The sequence below is a fragment of the Streptomyces sp. NPDC127108 genome (assembly GCF_042677545.1).
Lineage (GTDB): Bacteria > Actinomycetota > Actinomycetes > Streptomycetales > Streptomycetaceae > Streptomyces.
Genome location: NZ_JBHXTE010000048.1, coordinates 20,391 through 44,438, shown reverse-complemented (window position 1 = coordinate 44,438; position 24,048 = coordinate 20,391). Strand labels below are relative to the sequence as shown.

The window sequence follows — 24,048 nt, the reverse complement described above, 5'->3', positions numbered from 1 at the left end:
AGAAGCGATGGGGTGCCGCCCGCCACGATGGGGTCGGGTGCGGGCGGCACCGGGCCGAACGCGGGAGGGCCGGAGCGCGGCCGGTTCGGCTCCTGATCGCACACGCCCGGGGAAGGGCTCGGCGTGCAGGTGTGAGAAGCAAAGGGCAGCGGCGGTTCGCGGCGCAACGAATCGGAGTCCGGGACTCGTTCAGGTTTCATTGACCGGAATGGCGGCTGTGCCGATTCGGCTCAGTGAAACCCGCGGGCCCGGGTTTGAAGACCAGGAAGAAGAACCGGGCGCCGGGCGTGCCCAGGGGCATGGCCGCGCACATGGTGACATCACCCTCCTGGGAGCGTGCGTGCTCGTCGCAGCAGCGGTCCGGCCGGTCCTGCTCGCCCAGTGGCCCGTACCAGGGGTAACGCATGCGGCGCGTGTCGCCGTTCGGGTGGACGTACGCCACATGATTCGCCCGGTAGATGGGGCCGGACACCGGATCTGCGTCGACCTCCTGGTCGAGTCGTTGCAGATCCGCGTTCTCCGGGTGCTGGGCGACGGCGTTGCGCAACTGGGCGGTGAGCGGGACGGCCCAGTCCGACTCCCAGTTCACCAGGTGGTGTTCGCGGGCCACTTCGTTGAGCAGCATGTAGCGCATGAGATTGCGTTCCGGGACTGCCGGTTCCGCGTCCGGGGCGCGGGGGAACATGCGGACGAAGTCGTCGTTGTAGGCGAGGGCGTTCCAGGCGACGTCGTTGATGTAGCACGGTTGGCCGGTGACCCGGCGTATGGCCTCGTGCCAGGCGGAGTGCACGCTCCGGCCTGCCAGGGGGTCCTGCGGATGGGGTGGCTCATAGCCGAGGGAGTAGACGTAGAGAGCCGTGCGTTCCTGCTCCATCAGGTGCAGAACGCGGGAGACGTTGTCGAGGAAATCGGCTGTGGGGGTTGTCATTTCACCGCGCTCGAATTGCGCGTAGGTGCGCTCCGAGACGTGCAGGAGCTGGGCGACCTGCGCCTGTGACAGGCCCGGTGCGCGGCGGCCGCGACTGCTGCGGTGACGCCAGTTCAGGAGGCCGGGCTGGCTGGCGGGGTCGAGCTGCTGCCGCTTCCACCGTAAGAGTTGACGCAAGGCTGCCTTATTGTCCACCTTCCACCCTTTCGCCGACGGCTCTCTGTGCCGTGAACCCATTTACAGGAAGGCGAATTTCCTGAAATTCGCGCACCGGAAGAAACCGTTCCTGGTGGCGCGGGCGGCGGGGCGGCAACATGGGCTGCCCGGACCTGATCGTGTCGTGGCAGACGCGCGGGTCCTCGACCGCGAGGGGGAGTCCGCGATGTCGCAACATGCTGCCGTCATGACGCCCGGGCAGGCGGGCAGTGCTGTGGGGCGGACGCTCGCCGTGCTGCGCGCGCTCCGTCGGCTCGGGCCGGGTTCGCACCCGCTGGCAGCCATCGCGGCCCAAGCGGCCTTGCCCTCCCCGACCGCTCATCGCTACGTTCAAGCGCTGGTCGACGAGGGTGCGGTGGAGCGGCAAGGTCCCCGCGGCCACTACGCCTTTGTAGAGACACCGCATCTCTTCTCTGACTTCCCCTTAGGTATGTCCGGTCCGCCAACTGGCTTGGCCTCGGCTACTGTTCGCACTGAGCTGATCACTTTACAGTCACGGACCGGTCAAATTGCACTGGCATACGCGGCACTCCTGATCGGCAGGCCGATGCGGGTGCACGCCGAGATGGCGCTCGGGGCACATGCGCAGCAGCTGTACGCCGCTCCTCAAGCTTCGCTTCAGGCCCTGTGGCGGGCTCCGTTGGAGGCCGACGCGCCCGGCTGGGCCATCCTGGCGTGTCTGGGGGACATCGGCGCGGCGAGGCCTTCGCTCCACCGCATTCGTGAGGACGGCTACGCCATCGGCCCTTCTCCCCTGCACGACAAGGACATCATCGCGTCGCCGGTCTGGCGGGGATCGACCGTGGCGGGCGCGGTCAGCCTGCTCGCCTCACACCGGCAGGTGCGCAGCGACGCGGTCCGGAACCGGTTCGCCGTCGCTGTGATGGACGCGGCCGGCGCCATCAGCCGACAGCTCACGCGCACCGGCGCGCGGGCCCTGGCGAACTGATCGCCTCCTCGGCCCGACCCAGTCAATTCCATTGCGCCAAGAAGGGTTTTCCCGTGTCTCGTTCCGTTCTGATAACCGGCGGCAGCCGTGGCATCGGTCTCGCCACCGCGCGGGCTCTGCAAGCGGCAGGTGACCGCGTGGCTGTGACCTACCGCACCGCTGAGCCGCCCGCGGACGTTCTTGCGATCCGATGCGATGTCACCGACGCCGCCCAAGTGGATGCCGCCTTCAAAGAGGCGGAAGAAGCGCATGGCCCTGTCGAGGTCCTGGTGTGCTGTGCGGGCATCACGAAGGATCAGCTGCTCATGCGCATGAGCGAGGACGAGTTCACTTCCGTGCTCGACGCCAACCTCACCGGGACGTTCCGTGCGGTCAAGCGCGCCAGCAAAGGCATGCTCCGCGCCAGGACCGGCCGTGTGGTGCTGGTTTCCTCGGCGGTCGGCCTGCGCGGTGAGGCGGGTCAGTCCAACTATGCGGCGTCCAAGGCCGGGCTTGTCGGGTTCTGCCGGTCCATGGCCCGTGAACTCGGCTCCCGCAACATCACCTTCAACGTGGTCGCTCCCGGGCTCACTGACACCCAGATGGCCGACCAGCTGAACGAGGCGCAGCGGGAGCGTCTGGTCGACCAGATCCCCTTGGGCCGGCTGGGCCTGCCGGAGGAAATCGCGGCAACGATCGCATTCCTCGCGTCACCGCAGGCCGGCTACATCACCGGCGCGGTCGTCCCCGTCGACGGGGGCGTCGGCATGGGGCACTAGGCCTCACGCACGTCTGTCGCCTCGGGGGACCGGGCGCCCGCGGTCTGCCGCAATTCCGCCCTGGCCCCCCAAGGCCCGCACCTGCCGTTGCCTCCGAGTCCGGAGCGGTGAAGCAGGACCGGCTCCCCAGGCGCTGCTCTGCCGTAGATTTGCAGACCTCCCCCTGCGTCGAAGGAGCCCCTGTTCCATGGCCACCGCACTGATCGCGAGACCGCACGTCGAACTCGCCAAGCACGCCGTCTCGATGGACGATCTCACCGCGGACATGGCCCGGCGGCACGCCGACCTCCCCCGGCTCGGCGCCTATCTGAGGACCGCGCGGTCCACAGGGGTGGAGACGCGGTACTTCAGCAGGCCCCTGCGATCAGCGACCGTCTCGGGTGACGCGGCCTTCGAGGAGCGGAACCGGGCCGCCTACGACGACGCACTCGACATGGCCCTGCTCGCGGTGCCACGGGCCCTGGAGAACGCCGGGCTGACCCTCGCGGACATCGACTGCGTCGTCACCAGTCACACCACCTCCTGGACCGCCCCGAGTCTCGACACGGACCTCATCCAGCGCCTGGCGCCGCAAGGACTGCGGCGGGACATAGCGCGCATACCTCTCGGTTCGTACGGCTGTGCCGGGGGAGCCCAGGCCTTGGCCCTGGCGCACGACCACATCGCGGCCCACCCGGGCGCGCACGTCCTGGTCGTCGTCGCGGAATGCCTGAGCGCCGCGACCTACAACCCCGTCGACACCAGCCGCGAGAGCATGATCTACAAGGTTCTGTTCGGCGACAGCGCCGCGGCCTGCGTGGTCTCCGGCATGGACGGCGGTGGGGAGGGCCCTCGGTTCCACATCGACGACACCTGGCAATACGTCCTGCCCAGGAGCCAGAACTTCTACGCGGGCCGGTTCGACTCCTACGGCCTGCACTTCGATTCCACGCGGGAGGCCACCCGCGCCGTCGGCTTCGTCGCACCGGCCCTGTACGAGTGGGTGGACGACCAGGGCACCGCGTTCGTTCCCGACTTCTGCGTGGTGCACGCCGGGGGCCCGGCCATCCTGAGGAACGCGGAGTCGGTGCTCCGCGTCGGTACGGGAGACGGGGAAGCCGCCCGCACGGGCCCGCTGCGCCACTCCTGGGACAGCCTGGAGCAGTGCGGAAACCTCGGCGGCGCGTCCGTCCTGGACGTGCTGCGCCGCTCGTTCGACGAGCCCGCCCCCGGAGACACGGGCCTGCTGCTCGGATTCGGGCCCGGCTTCATCGTCGCCGGCTGCAGGCTGACCCGCGCCTGACAGCGGGACCCCGGCCGCGTCGACTGTGGCGCATCCCGGACACGGATGTCACGCCACCGCCACGACGGCCGGTCACGCTGGCCGCATGACCCACTCGACCACGCAGACTCCGGGCCCGGTGGTGAGCCGGGGCGTCAAGTTGTTCTGGCTGGCGGCGCTGCTCATCGTCGGCGGTTCGATCGTCGTCACGCTGTTCGGGTACAGCGGGCACTCGCGGGTGACCAGGCTGTACCAGAACGGGGTGACCGTCGAGGGCAGGGCCGTCGACGTCAGGACCGACGGGGACGGCCGGACCAGCGGCGTCACCGTGCGCTTCCGCCCGACGGGGAAGGCTCCCGTCACCGTCGACCTGCCCACCACGCCGCCGCTCCCGCGCACTGAGGAAGGGAGCCCCATCGAGGTGATCTACCACGCGGACGACACCTCCGACGTGCTGAGCACCGCGCAGATGCGCGCCCTGGAGCCGGACTGGAACCCGCTGACGGTCGCGGGCTTCACCTTGATGGTCGCCGGGGTGGGCGTGCTGTTCCCGGCGGGGCGCAAGCCCAGGAGCAGCGGAACGGCGCATCCGGCAGTGGCTGACGGTGCGCCGCGAAGCGGTTGACGGTGCGCCGTGAGGCGGCTGACGGTGCGCCCCGGGCCTGCTGACGCCGCACCCCGGTCCTGCTGACGGCCCGCGACGGACCGGCCGACGGGCCCCGGCACCCGCCGAGGGCAATCCCGTCCGTCCCCCCGGCTCTACCCCTCGTACCGCCCCAGCACCGTCTCCACCGTGTCCGCCTCCCGCGCCGTCTTGTCCTCCCGGTACCGCACCACCCGCGCGAACCGCAGCGTCACCCCCGCCGGATAGCGCGTGGAGCGCTGCAGCCCGTCGTAGGCGATCTCCACGACCAGCTCGGGGCGGACCCGGACCGTGAACCCGTCGTCCTCGACGGCCAGTTCGCGCAGGCGCTCGGTCTGCCAGGTCAGCATCACGTCGGTCATGCCCTTGAAGGTCTTGCCGAGCATCGCGTACGTGCCGTCGTCGCGGCGCGCTCCCAGGTGCAGGTTGGACAGCTTCCCGGTGCGTCTGCCGTGGCCCCACTCGGCGGCCAGGACCACGAGGTCAAGGGTGTGCACGGGCTTCACCTTGAGCCAGGCGGCGCCCCGGCGGCCCGCGCTGTAGGGGGTGTCGAGGCCTTTGAGGACGACGCCCTCGTGGCCGCGCTCCAGCGTCTTGGCGAAGAACGCGTCGGCGGCCCGGCGCGCCCCCTCGTCGGCGGGGTCCTCCACGACCGCGCGCCGCACCCGCATCGGCTCCGGCACCAGCCGCGCGAGCCGTGTGTGCCGCTCCCGCAGGGGCAGGTCGAGGAGGTCCTCGCCGTCGACGGACAGGACGTCGAAGAAGACGGCGGACAGGGGCAGCTCGGTGGCCGCGCCGGCCACGTCGAGGCGGGACCCGACCCGGCCCGCGATGTCCTGGAAGGACCGCGGCCGCCCGTCCTCGTCGAGCGCGATCACCTCGCCGTCGAGGATGAAGCTCTCGCCCTTCAACTGGCCCACGGCGGAAGTCAGTTCGGGCAGCCGGTCGGTGATGTCGTCGAGCGTGCGGGTGTACGCCCGGACGCGGGCGCCGTCGCGGTGCACCTGGACGCGGATGCCGTCCAGTTTCTCCTCGACCGCGCACGGGCCGAGCTTGTCGACGCCCTCGCCCACGGACCCCGCCGCGTGCGCCAGCATCGGCTGCACCGGCCGCCCCACGGTCAGCCGGAACTCCGCGAGCGCGTCCGGCCCCCGTGCCAGCAACTCCCGGGCCACGGGGGCCGTCGCCCCGGCCAGCATCACCGCCCGCCGGACCGGCGCGGCGGGCGTTCCCGTCGCCCTGGCGAGGCCCTCCACGGCCAGGGCGTCCAGCGCCCCCTGCCGTACTTCGCCGGTCAGCAGGCCGAAGAGGAAGTGCTGCTCGTCCGGGGTGGCCGCACCCATCAACTCCTGGACTAGCCGCCGCCGTTCGGCCTGCGAGCCCGCGCCCGACACCGCGGCGAGCGCGGTGAGGGCGGCGTCCACGTCCCGGACCGCGAGCGTCGGCTCGGCCGCCGGGGCGACGGGTTCCTTGAGGGCGTTCCAGCCCACCCCGATCCGCCCCTGCGGCAGCCGCCCGGCGAGGTACGGGATGACGAGCGGCACGTCGTCGGGCTCCGCCGCCCGGAACAGCTCGGCCAGCAGCTCGATCTTCCGCGACCGTGCCGATGTCGCGGCCACACCCTTGGACACCTCGGCGACCCGGACGAACAACATGCGGCCATCCTGCAACGCCCCACCCGATCCCGCACGGCACGGGACGCGGCGGCTGGGACACCCGTCCCTCCCGCACCCTCCGGCCGGGCCCGCCCTGGCGCCGCAGGTGGCGCCGTGCCCTGAGCGGCGTGGGTGGGGTGCGTGTGGAGTGTGCCTTGCGCCCGTGCCGCTTTTGGGTGGGTTTGCCTTGGGCTGGTGTGACGCTGCGGGTGGCGCTGTGCCCCGTGCGGCATGGGATGGGGCGCGTGCTGCATCCGCCTCGCCCCCGCACCCTCTCCCGCTCGGCCCGCCCTACGTCGGCACGACACCGCGGACGACGCCGAGCTCCACCAGGTCCTGGGGCCGCAACCGCAGCTCCCCGGCCAGTGCGGGCACGTCCTCGCGCGGGCGCTTGAGGATGGCCGCCGCGGCCTCCGGGGCGATCACCGAGAAGTAACTGTCCGGCGTGGCCCAGGTGTTGGCCGGTGCGGCGAGTGCCAGCGCGCCGCCCGAGCCGCCCTCGCCGACGACGAGGGACGTGAGCGGGACGCGGGCGGCGGCGACGGCCGCGAACACGTCGGCGATCGCCGCGCCCGCGCCCGCGCGCTCCGCCGCCGCGTCATTGGCGGCGCCGGGCGTGTCGATGAGCGTGAGGACGGGCAGCGCGAGGCGGTCGGCCAGGCGGATGAGGCGGGCCGCGGTGCGGTATCCGGCGGGGCGGGTGGGGGTGCCGGTCTGGGCCGCGTACGCGATGGCCCGCCCGGCGCGCAGGCCGACACCACACAGCGTCCCGTCGTCCGTGCCGCCGCAGCGGTCCCCGCTGAACGGCTCGCGGGAGTCGAAGTAGGCGTCCAAGTAGGCCTCGGCGCGCGGCCGTTCGGGGGAGCGGGCGCGGCGCACCGCGTCCCATCCGGTCGTGGGCGGCACCGCGTCCCCGAGGGCGCGCGGTGGCTCGGGCGCGCCGGTGGCGGGCGTGGTGAGCAGCCGCAGCCAGTGCCCGAGGCGCGCGGACAGCCGGTCCGGCGCCACGACGGCGTCGATCGCCCCCGCCGCGAGCTGGCCCTCCGCCGTGTACGCGGCCGGGTCCGCGTCCGGCGGCCGGACCCGCGACCCCGCGAACCCGATCTGCGCGCCCGGCAGCGCGAGCACCACGTCGGCACCCGCGCCGAGCGTCGCCCAGCCGCCACCCGTCGTCGGGTCACGCAGGACCGCGAGCTGCGCGAGCCCGGCCGCCCGGTTCAGCGCCGACTGGGCGGCCACGCGCTGGAGTTGGCGCAGCGCGACCATGCCTTCCTGCATGCGGCTGCCGCCGGTCGCGATCAGGGAGACGAGAGGAAGACGGCGCTCGCGGGCGGTCGCGTAGGCCGCCTCCAGACGGTCCCCGGTCCGCTCGCCGAGCGAGCCGCCCAGATAGTGGAACTCGAAGGAGACGAGCACCGCCGGGCGCCCCGCGACTGTCGCCGTCCCGCAGATCACGGATTCCGACTCGCCGGTACGTTCCGTGGCCGCGGCCCGCGCGCCGTCGTACCCCGCCCACGCCAGCGGGCCGTCGGGCCGCACGACCCCATGTGGGTAGGGCAGTTCGGCGAAGTCCGATGTCACGAGGGCGAGGGCCTCGCGCGCGGACAAGCGGACGGGGGCGCAGGGCGGGGTTCCCGGGCTGTTCGCGGCGTTCGACGCGGGTGAGGCGTGCGACGGGTTCGAGGAGTTCGGGACGTCCGACGGGTTCGGGGCGTTCGAGGAGGGATCAGGCACGCCTCGTACTCCTACCCGTTCGCTCCGGCTTCGTCGAGGACCCACTGGCCCCGGTAGCAGATGAGGATCGGCCCGACCCAGTGACAGACGGGGTTCGTGGTGGGTGGCGGATCGGTGGGGGTGGGAGTGGGAACGGGGGTCGGCGTGGGAGTCGGTGTCGGGGTGGGAGTAGGCGTCGGGTCGACGGGCGTAGGCGTGGGATCGACGGGGGTAGGAGTGGGGTCGACCGGAGTGGGGGTGGGGGTTGGAGTCGGGGTGGGCGTGGGGGTTGGACTCGGTGTCGGGGGCGGCGTGGGAGTAGGCGTCGGGGTGGGAGTCGGCGTGGGGTCGACCGGAGTGGGGGTGGGAGTGGGGTCGACCGGAGTGGGGGTTGGAGTCGGTGTCGGCGTCGGTGTCGGCGTGGGGGTCGGTTCCGGCTCGGGGGGTTCCGTCGGCCGGGTGGGCTCGGGAGCCGGGGCGACGGGGTCGGGCTGGACGGGCGCGGGGGCCTGCGCGGGCGCTTCGGGCGCGCCCGGCGGAACGGGTGCCACGGGTGCTACAGGCGCCGGTGGGGCCGCCTGCTCCGGCGCGGGCGGCGCCACCGCCGGGGGCCGCGGAGCCGCCGCGTCGGGAGGCGTCACGTCGGGGGCTGCCGCGTCCGGGGCGGGGGCCGCCGGTTGCGCCTCGCTCCTGGGCTGCGGCACGGCCCCGCCGCCGTCCCCGGGGGCCGACGCCTCGCCGGGCGCGGCGGACGGCCGGGGCGCGTGGGCGCTGCCGCTCTCCGCCGCCGTGGCCCGCGCGGGTGCCGAGCCGGTGCCGACGCCGCTGAGGACGAGGCCCGCCGCGACGGCGGCCGCGGTCGCCGTCGTGCCTATCGCCCCCGCCACGGCGACGGGCAGCTTCCCGCCACCGGTGAGGACATGACGTACGCCGTGCAGCAGGCCCGAATGCCCCGCCGAACCGGACCCGGCGGCGGACGCCGCGACACCGGCCCCCGCTGTGGCCCCGGCCGCGAGCGGCACCAGGAACTTGCCCGCGCCGCCGAGCGCGAAGATCAGCAGCGCCGGTCCCACCAGGGCGGGCAGCCGGTTGTTGGCGCGGGTCAGGAGGGTGAGCCGGGCCCGGCAGTCGGCGCAGCCGCCGAGGTGGTCGACGAGGGTCTCGGACTGGCGCGGGGACGCCTCGCCGCGGATGTGCGCGGGCATCCGGTCCCAGTGGGTCTCGCACGCCGGGTTCTCGGGCGTACCGGGGTGGGCGCGCAGGAACGCCTGCCGCATGCCCTCGCGCGCCCGGTGCAGGAGCACCGCCGTGGCCCCGCTCCCGGCGCCGATGCCGCGCCCGACCGCCTCCAGCGGCTGGCCCTCGGCCTCCGCGAGCCACAGCGCCTTCACCCAGCGCTCGGGCAACTGGCCGAGCACGCGCGTGAGCAGGTCGACGGAGGAGACGCGGGCCGCCGGGTCGCCGCCGCCGTCGGGGACGGTGGTGACGTCGAGGGTCTCCGCCTGGCCCGTGTCCTGCGGGTCGCGCGGAGTCTCGCGCGCGGCGGCGCGCCCCGCGGACGACGCGAGGTGCCGCACGGTCGTCATCAGGTACGCCGGTACGTTCTCGATCTCGTGCCCGGCGGCGAGGCGCCGCCAGACGCGGAAGTGCGCCTCGGCGACCAGGTCGTCGGCGATCCAGGCGTTGCCGGTCAGGGACCGGGCGTACGCGACGAGCCGCGGGTGTTCGGCCTCGTACACGCGCGCATAGGCGGCGGTCGCGGCGCCGGACGCCTGCGCGGGAACACCGGGCGCGGTGTCCGCGGGAACGTCGGGCGGGACGTCTGCGGGGACGTCTGACATGGCAGGACACACTCCTGTCCCACTGCGGGGATGGGGACGAGTTCGGAAGCCTAGGCCAGAAATGTCCGACTTATCATGGGGGAGTGGCGCAGGTCACAGAGATCTCTCTGTGCACTCCCGTAATGCGGGCACCCGCTGTGGGGTCGAAAGAGCAAGGAAGCAGGAGCACAGGAGAAGTGGGGATCGACCATGGCCGTCACGCTCGAGCAGTCCGCCCGCGCCCGTCTGATCACTCCCGAGGGCCGCGAGCGGCCGATTCCCGTGTCGCTGCGCTATGCCGCGTCCGACCCCCTCGCCGTGCAGGTCACCTTCCCGCCCGAGGTGTCCCTCGACGGCGCCGAGGTCACCTGGGTCTTCGCCCGCGGCCTGCTGGAGGAGGGGCTCGGCGCCCCGGCCGGTACGGGCGACGTGCACATCTGGCCGTGCGGGCGCGAGCGGACCGTCCTGGAGTTCCACGCGCCGCACGGCCTGGCCCTGGTGCAGTTCGACCGGGCCGCGCTGCGCCGCTTCCTGATGCGCTCGTACGCCGTCGTCGGCTCGGGCCGCGAGGAGGCGGGGCGGGATCTGGACCAGGGGCTCACCAGGCTGCTCGGCGGAGTGTGAACGGCGCGAACGCGGTGGGTCGCACCGTCGCCGGATAGGTTAGGCTGCCCTAACTCGATCAAGTATGGTCGAGTGTTCCTAGGGAGGGGACCAGGGTGGGCCACGGCTGGGAAGGCGTTGTCCTCAAGCTGCTGCGCGGCAAGGACTTCCGTTTCACGGTGACCGGCGCCGACGAGGTGACCGAGCACTATCGCCGCCTTCACCTCACCGACGGCGGCATGCTCGCGGCGACCGGCGTGCACCCCACGATGTGGGTGCGGCTGTGGTTCGAGAACGCGGGCAAGCCGCATCAGCGCGCCTACACGCTGGTCGACCCCGACGCGGAGGCCGGCACGTTCAGCCTGGAGTTCGCGCTGCACGACGGCCCCGCCAGCGAATGGGCGCGCAAGGCGGAGGCGGGCGACACCATCGACGCGACCGTCCAGGGCACCGGCTTCGAGGTCCCGACCCCTACGCCGTCACGGCTGCTCGTGGTCGGCGACGCGGCGGCGCTGCCCGCGATCAACTCGCTCCTCGGCGCGATGCCGCACACCCCCGCGACGATCTGGTTCGAGACCCAGCACGCCGACGACCGCGACCTGGACCTGCGCGTCGACCCCGAACGCCACGACGTCCACTGGGTCGAGCGCGGCACCGGCGTCGACCGGGAGGCCAGGGCCGGGCTCGCGGCCGCCGTCGAGGAGGAGCCCGACGCATACGTGTGGATCACCTGCGACACGACGACGACCCGGTCCCTGTCCGCGTACGCCCGCAAGGAACTCGCCGTGCCGCGGCACCGCCTGCACGCGCTCGGATACTGGCGCCCCGGCCCGGCCTGACGCCGCCTCAGCGGTAGAGCGCGGGCCGCTCCGCCAGGTCGACCGCGACCCGCGCGCCGTCGGCGAGCGCCCGCACCCCGGCCTCGGCGACGGCGGCGGCCGCGTACCCGTCCCACGCGCTCGGACCCGCGACGCGCCCCTCGCGGACCCCGGCGACCCACTCCCGCACCTCGCGGTCGTAGGCGTCGGCGAACCGCGCCACGTAGTCCTGCGCGATGTCCTGCCGGGCGCGGCCCGCCGACCGCACCACCATGGCGGGCGCGTCGCCGATGCGGGCGCTGCCGCGCTCGCCGACCGCCTCGCACATGACCTCGTAGCCGAACCCGCAGTTGACGAAGATCTCCACGTCCACGAGGGCGCCGCCCTCGGTCTCGAAGAGCACGAGCTGCGGGTCCTGGAGCCCGGCCGGAGCGCTCGCCGACGGCCGTGGCCGGAGCACGGTCACCGCGGTGACCTCCTGGCCGAGCAGCCAGCGCGCCGCGTCGATCTCGTGCGAGACGGAGCTGCTGATGAGCATCGCGGAGGTGAAGTGCGGGGGCGAGGACACATTGCGGTGGCGGCAGTGCAGCATCAGCGGCCGGCCGATGCTCCCGCTGTCGAGGAGTGCCTTCAGCTCGCGGTACTCGGTGTCGTACCGGCGCATGAACCCCACCTGGATCAGCCGCCGCCCGCCGCGCGCCTCCGCCTCGACCACGCGCAGCGCGGCCCGGGCGTCGGCGGCGAGCGGCTTCTCGCACAGCACCGGCAGGCCGCGCGCGAGGGCCGCGAGCAGCGCCTCCTCGTGCGCGTGGTCGGGGGAGGCCACCAGGACGGCCCGCACCCCGGGCTCGGCGAGGGCCGCGAGCGCGTCGGCGTGCACGCGCACGCCCTCGATCCCGGCGGCCGCCGCCTCGCCCCGCGCCCGGTCCGGGTCCGCCACGGCCACCACGCGGGCCCCGGCCACCGACCGCGCCAGGCGCCGCACATGGTCGGCGCCCATGTGACCGGCGCCGAGGACGGCCACCCCCAACGGTTCGCTCACGGCACGAACTCCCCTCCCAGTGCTCTGCGTCGGGCCACCGTAGCCGCCCGCCGCCGCACGATCACCACGCACCCGGCGATCAGCGCGGTCGAGCCGACACCGACCAGGACGAGGGCGGTCCAGTCGGAGCCGTCGTCGGTCGCGGCGGGCGGCACGATCGCGGCGGCCGCGGTCTGGCGCACCCGGTCCGGGGCCTTGCGGGGCTTGGCGGGAACCAGCGAGCCCACCGGCCGTGCCCGGCCGGACGCCGCGAAGCCCCAGTCGAGCAGCGACCTGGCCTCCTCGTACACGGAGTGGCCGCCCCGCTGCGGGTTCATCACTGTCACCAGGACCGTGCGCGCGCCCCGGTGCGCGGCGGCGATCAGCGTGTTCCCGGCGCCGCTGGTGTAGCCGTTCTTGACGCCGATCAGGCCGGGGTAGCGGGCCACGCCGTCGGCGCCGGTGAGGAGCCGGTTGGTGTTCTGGATGGGGTAGGACCAGTTGCCGTGGGGGAAGCGCGCGACGGCCGTCGAGCAGTAGCGGGCGAACTGCGGGTCGGCGAGCCCGGCCCGGCCGAACACCGCCAGGTCGAACGCGGACGACACCTGCCCCGGCGCGTCGTAGCCGTCGGGTGAGACCACGTGGGTGTCGCGGGCGCCGAGCGAGCGGGCCTTGTCGCGCATCTGCCGCACGGTGCGGTCCCAGCCGCCGTTCATCCCGGCGAGCACGTGCACGGCGTCGTTGCCTGAGCTGAGGAACACCCCCCGCCACAGGTCGGAGACCCGGTAGCTGCGCCCTGCGGCGACCCCCACCAGGCTGCTGCCGCCGCCGACGCGGGACAGCTCGCGGTCGGTGACGGTGTGCCGCGTGTCGGGGTGCAGCCGGGGCAGCGCGGTCAGCGCGAACAGGGACTTGAGCGTGGAGGCGGGCGGCAGTCGGCGGTGCGCGTTGTGCGCGGCGAGCACGTCGCCCGTCCGGGCGTCGGACACCACCCAGGACAGGGCGGTGAGGCCGCGGGGCAGAGCGGGTGTGCGGGGTCCCGGACGCACCTGCGTTCCGGGCCGGTCGAGCAGGGACGAGGAGTACGCGGGCGGCGGCTTCGGAGGCGTGGGTTCGGCGCCGACGGCCGGTCCCGCGAGGCAGACCAGGGCCCCGGTGGCGAGGGCTGTGGCACGCACCGCGGTGGCGCGCCGGGCCGGGCGTGAAAGGTACCTGATGACCATTCAGCCACCGTAGGAGCGGGCTCCCAACTGCGCAGATCGGCTTGGCCCGGGTGGATGTACGCCGCCGTCGGGCTGCTCCGCCCGGGCGGTCCGCACGGCCCGCGCGAGGACGGCGAGCCCGGGTCGGCCGCGGCCGGGGAGCCGTGGGTCGCGCCGGGTCGGTGCGGCCCACGGCTGCGTCGGACGGCTACGGCCGGGCGAAGTCCTCGGCCACGGCGCGGAACCGGGCCGTGGTCGCGTCCGAGCTCAGGCGCCGCAGTCCGGCCTTCTCCAGGACGCGTACGGAGGCCGGGTTGGACAGCTCCACGTTCGCGTACACGGCGTCCACGCCGGGCGCCGTCAGGGCGAACCCTGCCAGTGCACGGGTGGCTTCGGAGGCGTAGCCGCGGCCCCGGCGCGAGCCGACGATGCCGTACCCGATCTCGATCGCGCCGTCGCTGGGCGGCCAGAAGAGCCCGATCGAGCCGACCACCAGGCCGCTGTCGCGCTCGGCCACGAGCCGGTGGCCGTAGGGGCTGAGGCCCTCGGGGTGCTCGGTGAGGAAACCGGCGATGACGCGGTCGCCCTCGGCGGGGAAGTCCGGCGCCCAGTCGGCGCGGCGGGAGTCGCCGACGACGGCGGCCAGTTCGTCCGGCGTCCAGGGGCGCAGCACGAGCCGGTCCGTGGTCAGGCCCGTGGCCGGGTCGGAGGAGTGGTCAGGGGAAGAGGGGGGAGTGGGGGAAGTGGGAGAAGACATGCGGAACTCCTGGTCGGTTCAGACGACCGGGCCGCGACTCACTGTCCCTGCGCGGCCCGGACAAGGGCAAGCTGACGAAGGGCCTGGCGGGCCATATTCATCAACCTCCCTCGTCGGAGCGGCAGTCCTGGGCGGGCGCGGAAGGCGCACGCGTCGACGGATCGTAGCAAGGCGTCGCGGGCTCGCGCAGCGGGCGCAGCAGGAGCCAGCCCACGGCGGGCAGGGCGATCAGCGGGGCGAGGGCGACCTGGAGTGACGTGGTGTCGGCGAGGGCGCCGATGAGGGGGCTGGCGAGGCCGCCGACGCTGACGGTCAGGCCGAGCGTGACGCCGCTGGCCGTGCCCATGTGCCGGGGCAGGTAGTCCTGGCCGAGCGTGATGTGCAGCGAGAAGGGCACGTACAGGCACGCGGACGTGAGCGCGACGAAGAGGTACAGGGCAGGGCCGGGGACGAGGACGACCCCGGCGACCGCGAGGACGCTCAGCGCGTACGACCACCGCACGACCGGCACGCGGCTGTAGCGGGTGGCGAGCCGTCCCCCGGCCACCGTGCCCACCGCCCCGCCGACGTAGAGCACGAACAGGGCCGCCGTGCCCGCGAACTCCCCGCCGAAGGCGCGCTCGCGCACGTACAGCGCGATGAACGCGCTCAGCCCGACGAACACGATGGAGCGGCACACCACGGCACCGGACAGTCGGAGGAAGGACGGCCAGTCGTCGCTGCCGTCGGCGTCCCCGCCGCGTCCTTGGGCTGTCGGCGCCCCGGGTGCCCGCAGGGCCCGCAGTGCCGCCACGCACAGCGCCGCGCCCGCGACGGCGGGGACGACGAGCAGCGGGGACGCCCCCAGGCCGCCGGTGGCGACGACGGCGGCGACCAGCAACGGGGCCGTGGCGAAGCCGATGTTGCCGCCCAGGGAGAACCACCCCATCGCGGTGTGGCTGCCCCGGCTGGCGAGGCGCGCCACCCGGGCGGCCTCGGGGTGGTACGCGGCGACCCCGATCCCGGAGACCGCGACGACCGCCAGGGTGAGGGCGTACGAGCCGCCGACGCCGCTGAGCGCGACACCGGCGCCGCCGACCAGCGTGCTCACCGGCAGCAGCCACGGCATCGCCCACTTGTCGGTGAGCGCCCCGAACAGCGGCTGCACCACCGACGAGAGGAGCGAGGCGGCGAGGACGATGCCGGAGGCGGCGGCGTAGGAGTAGGCCCGCTCGGCCACGAAGTACGGCACCAGCGCGGCGACCGACCCTTGGTAGACGTCCACGCAGGCGTGGCCGAGGGCCATGAGGGTGAGGGGTCTGTCGCGGGCGCGTCGTCCCGGCGCGGAACCGGGGCCGGTGCGGGGGCGGCGGCGGGGTGGGACCGTGGTCCTGTCTGTGGGCACGCTTCGATCGTTGCGAGGATTCCCGCTGTCGGGCTTCCGATAAAGTGCCAGTTTGTATCGATGATCCGCCAGGGTGGCGGCGACCCGCCCCGGCCGGGCCGAGAGCCCGCCGGAGGCCATGTCGACCGCCCGCCGCAGACCGCCCCGGAGGTGGCACCGCCCGTGCCGGAAGCCGTCCGCCACACCCCCAAGGCACCCACCCACGTCCGGACCCTGGCGGCCGGTCAGCGCATCGACGCCCACCATCACGACGACCACCAGATCGTCCTGCCGGGAAACGGGGTCGTCGCCGTCACCACCGAGGCGGGCACGTGGTTCGCGCCCGGGACCCGCGCCATCTGGGTGCCCGCGGGCACCGTCCACGCCCATCGCGCCCACGGCCGCCTGAACGCGTACTTCGTCGGCTTCCCCGAGGGCGAGAACCCGCTCGGCCTGGACGCGCCCACCGTCCTGTCCGTGAGCCCGCTGCTGCGCGAGCTGATCATCGAGTACACCCGCGTCCCCACCGACACCGGCCCCGAACGCCGCCGTCTGCGCGCGGTCCTGCTGGACCAGCTGTGCGCGTCGCCCCAAGCGCCGATGCAGCTCCCCACCCCGTCCGACCCCCGCCTCGCGGCGGTCTGCGCCCTCGTCCACGACCACCCCGAGGACCCCCGCACGCTGGCCGCGCTCGGCGCCGCGACCGGTGTCGGCGAGCGCACCCTCAGCCGCCTCTTCCGCGCCGAACTGGGCATGACCTTCCCGCAGTGGCGCACCCAGTCGCGCCTCTACCACGCCCTGCGGATGCTCGCGGACGACACGCCCGTCACCACCGTGGCGCGGCGCTGCGGCTGGTCGTCGCCGAGCGCGTTCATCGACGTCTTCCGCAGGTCCTTCGGGTACACGCCGGGCACCCACAACCGCCGCCCCTGACCACGGCCCCGGACCGGGAGGGCGCCCCGGGTGCTTAGGATGCCGTCATGGCTGCTCCGGACCCCTCGCCCCGTCCCTCCGTGCGGGATCCGGAGCTGGGCTTTCCGCCCCCCGGCGAGGTGCTGCACCGGCTGCGCACCCAGCGGGGCATGTCACTGCGTCAGGTCGCCGCCGAGTGCGGCCTCTCCGTGTCCTTCCTCGCGTCCCTGGAGCGCGGCGAGACCGACATCGCCCTGGAGCGGCTCGGCCGTCTCGCGAAGGTCTTCGGCCATGACGTCGGCTCGTTCCTCGGGTTCTCCCGGGGCCGGTCCGCCCCCTCCGTCTTCCCCAGGGAGGACCAGGAGACTCTGGACCGGGCGCCGGGCGTCGTCTACCGCGTGCTGCGCTCGCCGGAGCTCGGATACCAGGTCGTCACCGGCGACTTCGCCCCCGGCTGCGGCCTCACCGAGGACCTCCGGCACGAGGGCACCGACCTCGTGATGGTCACCCGCGGCACCCTCGTGGCCCGCTACAACGGCGTGGACCACACGCTGCGCGCCGGGGACCGCATCCAGTGGTCGGCCGGTCATCCGCACACGTTCCGCAACGACGGCGACGAACCGGCGCAGATGGTGGTCGTGCTGTTCTCCAGCCTCTACTGACGCCGCGCCCCTCACGCCTGCCGAGGCCCAACTGCCCCACGGACGCTCGTCCGTGGGGCTTTCCGCTGTCCGCGCCCAGGGGATGGGCCGACGGGCCGCCTCTCACTCGCTGTGGACAGTATTCTGGACTACAGTCCAATTTATCGCACACGGCTTTTCGCACACGGCTTTATCGCAGACGGCGAGATTCGAGATGGGCGGTGCCCATCCTGGGAGGGGACTCATGGTCGCGGAACTGGTCAGGACCTGGGTGGCGGGTTGGGCCCTGTCACGTCGGACGCCCCGGCCGACGGAGCTGCCCTGGGGGCTGTACGTGGAAGTGGCGGTGGCCGACCCCAAGGAGGTCGGCCGTCTCGTGCTGCCCGAGCCGAGCGCGGCCACGGTGCGCGCGGCGGCCGCCTCGGTCGAGGCGCCGTACACCTGGCTCAAGTTTCCCGGGGAGCCGCGCGACGCGCAGCCGTGGCTCCCCGAGGGCTGGGTGGTCGACGAGGAGGAGTCGGGGTATCTGATGACGGTCGGGCTCCGGCGCACGGAGCCGGTGGCGCCCGACGGCTACACCACGTCGGTCGAGACGGACGACGGCGTCACCTTCGTGCGCGTGCACGACGCCGTCGGGGGACTCGCGGCCCAGGGGCAGATGGCCGTCCTCGGGCAGGCGGGCGTCGTGGACCGCGTCGTGACCCAGGAGGCCCACCGCCGCCGCGGCCTCGGTGGCTTCGTCATGCGGACGCTCGCCGACGAGGCTCTGGCGCGCGGGGCGAGGGTGGGCGTCCTGGGCGCGACCGACGACGGGCGCGCGTTGTACGAAACGCTGGGCTGGCGGCTCAGCACGCCGCTGACGGAGTGCGTGTACCGGCCCTGATCAGGCGCGGGCGCGTCAGGCGGGGAGGTTCGCCTCGATCGCGGAGACGACCTCCGCGGCGTCCGGCTCCGTCTGCGGGGAGAAGCGGGCGACGACCTTGCCCGAGCCGTCCACCAGGAACTTCTCGAAGTTCCAGCGCACGTCCCCGGTGTGGCCCTCCGCGTCCGCCGTCGGCACCAGACGCTCGTACAGCGCGTGCCGTGCGTCGCCGTTGACGTCGACCTTCTCCGTCATGGGGAAGGTCACGCCGTACGTCGCCGAGCAGAACTCGGCGATCTCCTCGGACGTGCCGGGCTCCTGGCCGAGGAACTGGTTGCAGGGCACGCCGAGGACGGTGAAGCCGCGCGCGGCGTACGTCTCGTGGAGGCGCTCCAGAGCCGCGTACTGGGGGGTCAGCCCGCACTTGGAGGCGACGTTGACGATGAGGACGGCCTTGCCCAGGTACTGGGACAGGTTCGCCGGGCCGCCCTGGAGGGTGTCGATCTCTACTGCGTCGTAAACAGACATGAGGCGGAGCCTACGCGTCGGCGGCACGGCCGGACCCGGCGGCACCGGGCGTCCCGGTGGCGTCCTGGGGCTCGTCGCGGTGCAGCTTCCCGTACGCGACCAGCTCGACGGTCAGAGCCACGGCCAGGGCCTGCACGGCCATCAGGGCGATCAGGACGAAGAGCTGCACGGCGCCCGCCTGCACCGGCGAGGCGCCGCCGAGCAGCATGCCGACGAACGCCCCGGGCAGCGTGACGAGGCCGACGGTGCGGGTCTGGTCCAGGCCCGGCAGGAGGGCGTCGGACGCGGCGGGGCGGATCACTTCGAGGCGGGCGTCGCGCTCCGGCAGGCCGATGGCGAGGCCCGCCTCGAACTCGCCGGTCCGGGTGCGCAGTTCGTCCAGGGCGCGTCGGCCGCCGAGGACGGTCGCCGTGAGCGCGCCGCCGATGAGGATGCCGGTCACGGGGATCATCGCGATGCCGCGAACGGGCACGAGTCCCGCGAGGGTGAGGGCGGCGACGACCGGGACGACGGGCGTGGCGATGGGCACGGCCGCCCACCACCAGGTGCCGTTCGGGGTGATGCGCCGTCCGGCCGTGCGGGTGGCCACGGCGAACATCAGCAGCAGGAAGGCGAACAGCGCCGCCGTGTGGTGGACCACCCAGCCGATCACGAGCGACACCGCGGCGAGTTGGGCCGTCGCCCGCACCCCGGCCACGGCGATCTCCCGCGCCCGGCCCCGCGACCCGTCCGGCGAGAGCCGGAACACGGCGGCAACCGCCGCCGCGGCGAACAGCAGCACGACCAGCACGACGGCGAGCGTGACGTTGACGGGCAGCAGGCTCTGAGCAGCGATTTCACGCACGTCCTCACCCTAGGCGCGGGGGGCCTTAGGCTCCTCGTACCGGCGCGTTTCGGGCCCCTGGGGCCGCGGCGCCGGACGGAGTGACGCAGGCGAGAGAAGGGCGAGATTCATGGCGCAGCAAGTGCGGGGCGTGGTCGCACGCGCGAAGGGCGAGCCGGTACGGATCGAGACAGTCGTCGTGCCGGATCCGGGGCCGGGCGAAGCCGTGGTGAAGGTCCAGGCGTGCGGGGTCTGTCACACCGACCTGCACTACCGCGAAGGCGGCATCAACGACGAGTTCCCGTTCCTGCTCGGGCACGAGGCGGCGGGCGTCGTGGAGTCGGTGGGGGAGGGCGTCACCGAGGTCGCGCCCGGCGACTACGTGATCCTCAACTGGCGTGCCGTGTGCGGCCAGTGTCGCGCCTGCAAGCGCGGCCGCCCCCAGTACTGCTTCGACACGCACAACGCGAAGCAGAAGATGACCCTGACCGACGGCACCGAGCTCTCGCCCGCGCTCGGCATCGGCGCGTTCGCGGAGAAGACGCTGGTCGCCGCCGGGCAGTGCACGAAGGTGGACCCGGCCGCGTCCCCGGCCGCGGCGGGCCTGCTCGGCTGCGGCGTGATGGCCGGGCTCGGCGCCGCGATCAACACCGGCGGGGTGGGGCGCGGCGACTCGGTGGCCGTCATCGGCTGCGGCGGCGTCGGCAACGCCGCCGTCGTCGGTGCCCGGCTCGCGGGGGCCGCGAAGATCATCGCCGTGGACATCGACGACCGGAAGCTGGAGACCGCCCGCGGCCTCGGCGCCACCGACACCGTCAACTCCCGCACCAGCGACCCCATCGAGGCCGTCCGCGAGCTGACCGGCGGCTTCGGCGCCGACGTCGTCATCGAGGCGGTCGGCCGCCCCGAGACGTACGAGCAGGCCTTCTACGCCCGCGACCTCGCGGGCACGGTCGTCCTGGTCGGCGTGCCCACGCCGGAGATGCGGATCGACCTGCCGCTGCTCGACGTCTTCGGGCGCGGCGGCGCGCTCAAGTCCAGCTGGTACGGGGACTGCCTGCCCTCGCGCGACTTCCCGATGCTCATCGACCTGTACCGGCAGGGGCGGCTCGACCTGGACGCGTTCGTCACCGAGACGATCGCGCTCGACGAGGTCGAGAAGGCCTTCGAGCGGATGCACCACGGGGACGTCCTCCGCTCGGTGGTGGTCTTCTGATGGCCGCGTCCGAAGGTTCCGCGGCGGCGGGCGGCGCGCGCGTCGACCACCTCGTCACCTCCGGCACGTTCTCGCTGGACGGTGGCACCTGGGACGTCGACAACAACGTCTGGATCGTCGGCGACGACCACGAGGCCGTCGTCATCGACGCCGCCCACGACGCGGAGGCCATCGCGGCCGCCGTGGGCGAGCGGCGCCTGGTGGCGATCGTGTGCACGCACGCCCACGACGACCACGTCGACGCGGCGCCCGCGCTCGCCGACCGCACCGGCGCACCGGTCCTGCTGCACCCGGACGACCTGGACCTGTGGAAGCTCACCCACCCCGACCGCGCGCCGGACGGCGAGCTGGCCGACGGGCAGGAGCTGACCGTCGCCGGGACGGTGCTGCGGGTCCTGCACACCCCGGGCCACTGCCGGGGCGCGGTGAGTCTGTACGCCCCCTCGCTCGGCACGGTCTTCACCGGGGACACGCTCTTCGCGGGCGGCCCGGGCGCGACGGGCCGGTCCTTCAGCGACTTCCCGACGATCGTGGACTCCATCCGCGACCGGCTCCTGACGCTGCCGCCGGAGACGGTGGTGCGCACCGGGCACGGCGACAGCACGACGGTCGGGGCGGAGGCGCCGCACCTGGAGGAGTGGATCGCGCGCGGCCACTGACCCGCCACGGGTCTCCGGCGGGCCGGACCGTTCGGTTCCGGCCCGCCCACCACGGCGTACGGGCCACCCCTGAGCACGGCTCGGGGGTGGCCTTCGTCGTACGCGCGTCACATCCCGGACGCGTTCACGACACCCCGCACGCGTGCTGGCAGCGCGACACGATCTCCGATAAGTTAGGCAAGGCTTACCTAATGGAGGTTGAGGATGGGTGTCCGACACGTCAGCACGACCATGCCCAACGCAGCGGCGCGCGCCCGTTCCGTGCTCGCCACCGCCTGGTCCTGCGCGGTGACCACGGAGATCGGCAGAGACGACCTGGTCGGCGCCCACACCGTCAGCGAGCGGGGCACGGTGCTGCTGCACCCGCCGGAGGACAGCGCCCTCGCCGCCGCGCTGATCTGCGCCCCGCGCGGCGAACCGTCCACGCTCGTGGAGTTCGCGGACGTCGCGCCGGTGCCGGTCAGGGACCGGGTGCGCTCCCGGCTCTGGCTGTCGGGGACCCTCACGGCGACCCGCGACCACCTCGTCTTCGAGCCCGCCTGCGCGGTGCTGCACGACGCGAACGGCCGCACCGGCATCGACCTCGAGGAGTTCGCGCTCGCCGACGCCGACCCGCTGGCGCACGCGGAGGCCCGGCTCCTCACGCACCTGGCCGACTCCCACCCCGAGGCCGTCGAGCAGCTCACCCGGCTCGTCGCCGCCGACAGCCTCGCCGGAGTGGTCGACGTCAAACCCCTCGCCATCGACCGGCACGGCCTGACCCTGCGTCTGGAACGCGTCAGCAGCCAGGCCGACGTGCGGCTGCCGTTCCACGAACCGGTCGAGGACCTCGGCCAGGTCACCGAACGCATGCACACCCTGCTCACCAAGGCCCGGCTGCTGCGCCGACCCGTGCTGCGCCCGGCGCCGCCCGAGTCCTGAGGCCCGCCCCGGACCGGCGGGCACAGGACTCGCACGCGTGAGCGGACCCCGGTGTCGGGTGCCCGCAACGCGCGGGGATGATGGGCCACATGAGTCCCGCCTCCGCAGAATTCGAACCCGTCGAGCCTGTTCAGGCCCTGATCATCATCGACACCCAGTCGGGCTTCGTCACCGGTGACGAAGCCGTGCCCGGCGCGCGCCACCTGCTGTCGCGCGTCGAGCAACTCCTCGCCAAGGCGCGGGCCGCCGACGCGCTCGTCATCCAGTTGCAGAACGACGGCCCGGACGACTCCCTGGACGAACCGGGCACGCCCACGTGGGAGCTGCACTTCCCGGTGGACTCCGAGCGCGGTGAACTGCTCTTCCGCAAGACCGTCGACGACGGCTTCGAGGAGACCGAACTGGAGGACGTGCTGCGGGAGGAGGGCGTCACCTCGCTCACCGTCTGCGGTGTCATGTCGGAGATGTGCGTGAGCGCCACCGCGCGCACCGCCCTGGACCTGGACTTCCGCCTCGTCATCGCCCATGACGCGCACGGGACGTACGACATTCCCGCGGCGCCGGGCATCAGCGACGCCGTCCCGGCGGCGACGGTGTCGCGGGTCGCGGAGTGGGCGCTCGGTGACGAGGTCGAGATCGTGCCGAGCGTGGACGACGTGAGCTTCGTCGCGCCGTAGGGCGACGGCCCTCGTGGTCCGGCGTCGGCCTCGGCGCCGGACCACGGGAGTGCTGGGCCGTGGGAGTGCTCGGTCCCGGGAGCGGTGGCCGTCAGCCCGCGCTGCCCCCGCCCGGCTCCCCGGCCCGGGCCGCCAGCACGCTCGCCACCTCGTACAGGTAGCCGTTGACGGGGGTCGGCGTCCCCGTGCGACCGCCCAGGCGCACCACCGAGCCGTTCCACGCGTCCAGTTCGGACGGGCGGCCGGAGCGGATGTCGCGGTGGAGCGACGAGGTGCCCTCGGCGGGCTGCTGGTCGACGAAGTCCAGGGTGCGCGTCACGATGTCGTCCGGGAGGCGGACGTCCATGGCCCGTGCCACCCGCTCGATCTCCGTCATGCCCTCGACGAGGAGGCGCCGGGTGCCCGGGCGGGAGCGCAGCACCCCGAACGGGGCGTCCGTCACCGTGCCGAGGCCGCCGAAGGGCACCACGAACAGGAACTTGGACCACAGTTCGGCCCAGATGTCGTCGGGCACGGTGACGTTCACGCCCGCTCCGGCGAGCGCCGCGCGCAGCCGCTCGACGCGGGGCGTGGCGCGGTTGTCCCACTCCGTGAAGGCCAGGGCGCCCGGGCCGCCCATGTGCCGCACCCGGCCGGGGCCGTCCAACTGCGCCAGGATCTTCGCGGTGCCGGGCAGGACCGCCTCCCGGCCGACCTCCTTGGCCACCTGCTCCGGCGCCTCGACGCCGTTCTGCAGGGTCACCACCGCCGTGTCCGGGCCGACCAGGGGCTTCAACGCGGCGATGGCGGGCGGCAGTTGCCAGGTCTTGACGCACAGCAGGACCACGTCGGCCTCGCCGATGTCGCGGGGGTCGTCGCTCGCGCGCGCCGGTGCGACGGTGAAGCCGCCCGCCGGGCTCTCGACGGTCAGGCCCTCGCGCCGCAGCGCCTCCAGATGGGCGCCGCGCGCGACGAACCCGACGTCGTGCCCGGCCTCCGCGAGCCGCCCGCCGAAGTAGCCGCCCACGCCGCCGGTGCCGACCACCGCGACCCTCAGCGCCCCGCCCGTGTCCCGCGCCGTCTCCGCCATGAAGAACCTCCCCGTGTGCCGACGCCGGGCCAC

Annotated in this window: 24 protein-coding genes; 13 read left to right on the top strand and 11 right to left on the bottom strand. The window is 73.7% G+C overall.

Annotated elements, in window-relative coordinates; translation table 11 throughout:
* Window positions 1-196 precede the first annotated feature (196 nt).
* A complete protein-coding gene (locus ACFVHO_RS32650; RefSeq protein ID WP_385722621.1) occupies window positions 197-1,123 on the bottom strand; it encodes a helix-turn-helix domain-containing protein in 927 nt (308 codons plus the stop codon).
* Between ACFVHO_RS32650 and ACFVHO_RS32645 the strand changes: the two genes are divergently transcribed.
* The 4 genes from ACFVHO_RS32645 (at window position 1,116) to ACFVHO_RS32630 (ending at window position 4,737) form a co-directional block, all read left to right on the top strand.
* Window positions 1,116-2,093: a helix-turn-helix domain-containing protein gene (locus ACFVHO_RS32645; protein ID WP_385722619.1), complete on the top strand. Its 978-nt coding sequence runs from the start codon at window positions 1,116-1,118 to the stop codon at window positions 2,091-2,093. The two genes, ACFVHO_RS32650 and ACFVHO_RS32645, sit on opposite strands and share 8 nt — an antisense overlap.
* Window positions 2,094-2,146: 53 nt before the next feature.
* On the top strand, window positions 2,147-2,851 hold the full coding sequence (gene fabG, locus ACFVHO_RS32640) for a 3-oxoacyl-ACP reductase FabG (protein WP_385722616.1): 705 nt from the start codon (window positions 2,147-2,149) through the stop codon (window positions 2,849-2,851).
* Between the two features lie 187 nt (window positions 2,852-3,038).
* Window positions 3,039-4,133, top strand: coding sequence for a PhlD (locus tag ACFVHO_RS32635; RefSeq protein WP_385722614.1), 1,095 nt, complete (start codon window positions 3,039-3,041; stop codon window positions 4,131-4,133).
* Between the two features lie 85 nt (window positions 4,134-4,218).
* Entirely contained in the window at window positions 4,219-4,737 is a 519-nt protein-coding gene (locus ACFVHO_RS32630; RefSeq protein WP_385722611.1) for a DUF3592 domain-containing protein, read from the top strand.
* 134 nt (window positions 4,738-4,871) lie between these two features.
* Here the strand turns inward: ACFVHO_RS32630 and ACFVHO_RS32625 are convergent, their stop codons facing one another.
* The 3 genes from ACFVHO_RS32625 to ACFVHO_RS32615 all read right to left on the bottom strand — a co-directional run bounded on the left by ACFVHO_RS32625 (window position 4,872) and on the right by ACFVHO_RS32615 (window position 9,964).
* Window positions 4,872-6,410 (bottom strand): ATP-dependent DNA ligase, encoded by a 1,539-nt coding sequence (locus tag ACFVHO_RS32625; RefSeq protein ID WP_385722608.1) that lies wholly within the window; start codon window positions 6,408-6,410, stop codon window positions 4,872-4,874.
* Window positions 6,411-6,701: 291 nt separating this feature from the next.
* The gene (locus tag ACFVHO_RS32620) at window positions 6,702-8,018 is read right to left on the bottom strand and encodes a carboxyl transferase domain-containing protein (protein ID WP_385722692.1); all 1,317 of its coding nucleotides are present in this window, start codon (window positions 8,016-8,018) and stop codon (window positions 6,702-6,704) included.
* A 137-nt stretch (window positions 8,019-8,155) separates the two neighbouring features.
* A complete protein-coding gene (locus ACFVHO_RS32615) occupies window positions 8,156-9,964 on the bottom strand; it encodes a sigma factor (RefSeq protein ID WP_385722605.1) in 1,809 nt (602 codons plus the stop codon).
* A 189-nt stretch (window positions 9,965-10,153) separates the two neighbouring features.
* Here ACFVHO_RS32615 and ACFVHO_RS32610 point away from each other — a divergent pair, with 189 nt between their 5' ends.
* Together ACFVHO_RS32610 and ACFVHO_RS32605 are read left to right on the top strand one after the other, a co-directional pair.
* On the top strand, window positions 10,154-10,567 hold the full coding sequence (locus ACFVHO_RS32610) for an SsgA family sporulation/cell division regulator (protein ID WP_385722603.1): 414 nt from the start codon (window positions 10,154-10,156) through the stop codon (window positions 10,565-10,567).
* A gap of 95 nt (window positions 10,568-10,662) precedes the next feature.
* Entirely contained in the window at window positions 10,663-11,385 is a 723-nt protein-coding gene (locus ACFVHO_RS32605) for a siderophore-interacting protein (protein ID WP_385722600.1), read from the top strand.
* 7 nt (window positions 11,386-11,392) lie between these two features.
* Here the strand turns inward: ACFVHO_RS32605 and ACFVHO_RS32600 are convergent, their stop codons facing one another.
* The 4 genes from ACFVHO_RS32600 to ACFVHO_RS32585 all read right to left on the bottom strand — a co-directional run bounded on the left by ACFVHO_RS32600 (window position 11,393) and on the right by ACFVHO_RS32585 (window position 15,629).
* Window positions 11,393-12,406, bottom strand: a complete 1,014-nt coding sequence (locus ACFVHO_RS32600) for a Gfo/Idh/MocA family protein (protein WP_385722597.1) — start codon at window positions 12,404-12,406, stop codon at window positions 11,393-11,395.
* Window positions 12,403-13,608, bottom strand: coding sequence for a D-alanyl-D-alanine carboxypeptidase family protein (locus ACFVHO_RS32595; protein ID WP_385722594.1), 1,206 nt, complete (start codon window positions 13,606-13,608; stop codon window positions 12,403-12,405). Before ACFVHO_RS32595 ends, ACFVHO_RS32600 begins: the two co-directional genes overlap by 4 nt.
* Before the next feature lie 187 nt (window positions 13,609-13,795).
* Entirely contained in the window at window positions 13,796-14,344 is a 549-nt protein-coding gene (locus ACFVHO_RS32590; protein WP_385722591.1) for a GNAT family N-acetyltransferase, read from the bottom strand.
* A gap of 100 nt (window positions 14,345-14,444) precedes the next feature.
* Window positions 14,445-15,629 carry an MFS transporter gene (locus ACFVHO_RS32585; protein ID WP_385722689.1) on the bottom strand — a complete coding sequence of 395 codons (1,185 nt, stop codon included), beginning with the start codon at window positions 15,627-15,629 and terminating at the stop codon, window positions 14,445-14,447.
* Between the two features lie 261 nt (window positions 15,630-15,890).
* Between ACFVHO_RS32585 and ACFVHO_RS32580 the strand changes: the two genes are divergently transcribed.
* From ACFVHO_RS32580 to ACFVHO_RS32570, 3 genes are all read left to right on the top strand, one after another.
* Window positions 15,891-16,640, top strand: a complete 750-nt coding sequence (locus ACFVHO_RS32580) for an AraC family transcriptional regulator (protein ID WP_385722687.1) — start codon at window positions 15,891-15,893, stop codon at window positions 16,638-16,640.
* Window positions 16,641-16,687: 47 nt separating this feature from the next.
* Entirely contained in the window at window positions 16,688-17,281 is a 594-nt protein-coding gene (locus ACFVHO_RS32575) for a cupin domain-containing protein (RefSeq protein WP_385722588.1), read from the top strand.
* Between the two features lie 223 nt (window positions 17,282-17,504).
* Window positions 17,505-18,143, top strand: coding sequence for a GNAT family N-acetyltransferase (locus ACFVHO_RS32570; protein ID WP_385722585.1), 639 nt, complete (start codon window positions 17,505-17,507; stop codon window positions 18,141-18,143).
* 15 nt (window positions 18,144-18,158) lie between these two features.
* Here the strand turns inward: ACFVHO_RS32570 and ACFVHO_RS32565 are convergent, their stop codons facing one another.
* Both ACFVHO_RS32565 and ACFVHO_RS32560 read right to left on the bottom strand, forming a co-directional pair.
* The gene (locus tag ACFVHO_RS32565) at window positions 18,159-18,650 is read right to left on the bottom strand and encodes a glutathione peroxidase (RefSeq protein ID WP_385722582.1); all 492 of its coding nucleotides are present in this window, start codon (window positions 18,648-18,650) and stop codon (window positions 18,159-18,161) included.
* A gap of 10 nt (window positions 18,651-18,660) precedes the next feature.
* Window positions 18,661-19,494, bottom strand: a complete 834-nt coding sequence (locus ACFVHO_RS32560; RefSeq protein ID WP_385722579.1) for an ABC transporter permease — start codon at window positions 19,492-19,494, stop codon at window positions 18,661-18,663.
* Between the two features lie 109 nt (window positions 19,495-19,603).
* Here ACFVHO_RS32560 and ACFVHO_RS32555 point away from each other — a divergent pair, with 109 nt between their 5' ends.
* The 4 genes from ACFVHO_RS32555 to ACFVHO_RS32540 all read left to right on the top strand — a co-directional run bounded on the left by ACFVHO_RS32555 (window position 19,604) and on the right by ACFVHO_RS32540 (window position 22,946).
* Window positions 19,604-20,689, top strand: a complete 1,086-nt coding sequence (locus ACFVHO_RS32555; protein WP_385722576.1) for an S-(hydroxymethyl)mycothiol dehydrogenase — start codon at window positions 19,604-19,606, stop codon at window positions 20,687-20,689.
* A complete protein-coding gene (locus tag ACFVHO_RS32550) occupies window positions 20,689-21,348 on the top strand; it encodes an MBL fold metallo-hydrolase (protein ID WP_385722573.1) in 660 nt (219 codons plus the stop codon). Before ACFVHO_RS32555 ends, ACFVHO_RS32550 begins: the two co-directional genes overlap by 1 nt.
* 204 nt (window positions 21,349-21,552) lie before the next feature.
* Window positions 21,553-22,269: a DUF2470 domain-containing protein gene (locus tag ACFVHO_RS32545; protein WP_385722571.1), complete on the top strand. Its 717-nt coding sequence runs from the start codon at window positions 21,553-21,555 to the stop codon at window positions 22,267-22,269.
* 89 nt (window positions 22,270-22,358) lie between these two features.
* Complete coding sequence (locus tag ACFVHO_RS32540) at window positions 22,359-22,946, top strand: isochorismatase family protein (protein ID WP_385722568.1); 588 nt, start codon at window positions 22,359-22,361, stop codon at window positions 22,944-22,946.
* Between the two features lie 91 nt (window positions 22,947-23,037).
* On the opposite strand, the gene ACFVHO_RS32535 is transcribed toward ACFVHO_RS32540, so the two are convergent.
* Complete coding sequence (locus tag ACFVHO_RS32535) at window positions 23,038-24,015, bottom strand: 2-dehydropantoate 2-reductase (RefSeq protein WP_385722565.1); 978 nt, start codon at window positions 24,013-24,015, stop codon at window positions 23,038-23,040.
* Between the last annotated feature and the right edge of the window lie 33 nt (window positions 24,016-24,048).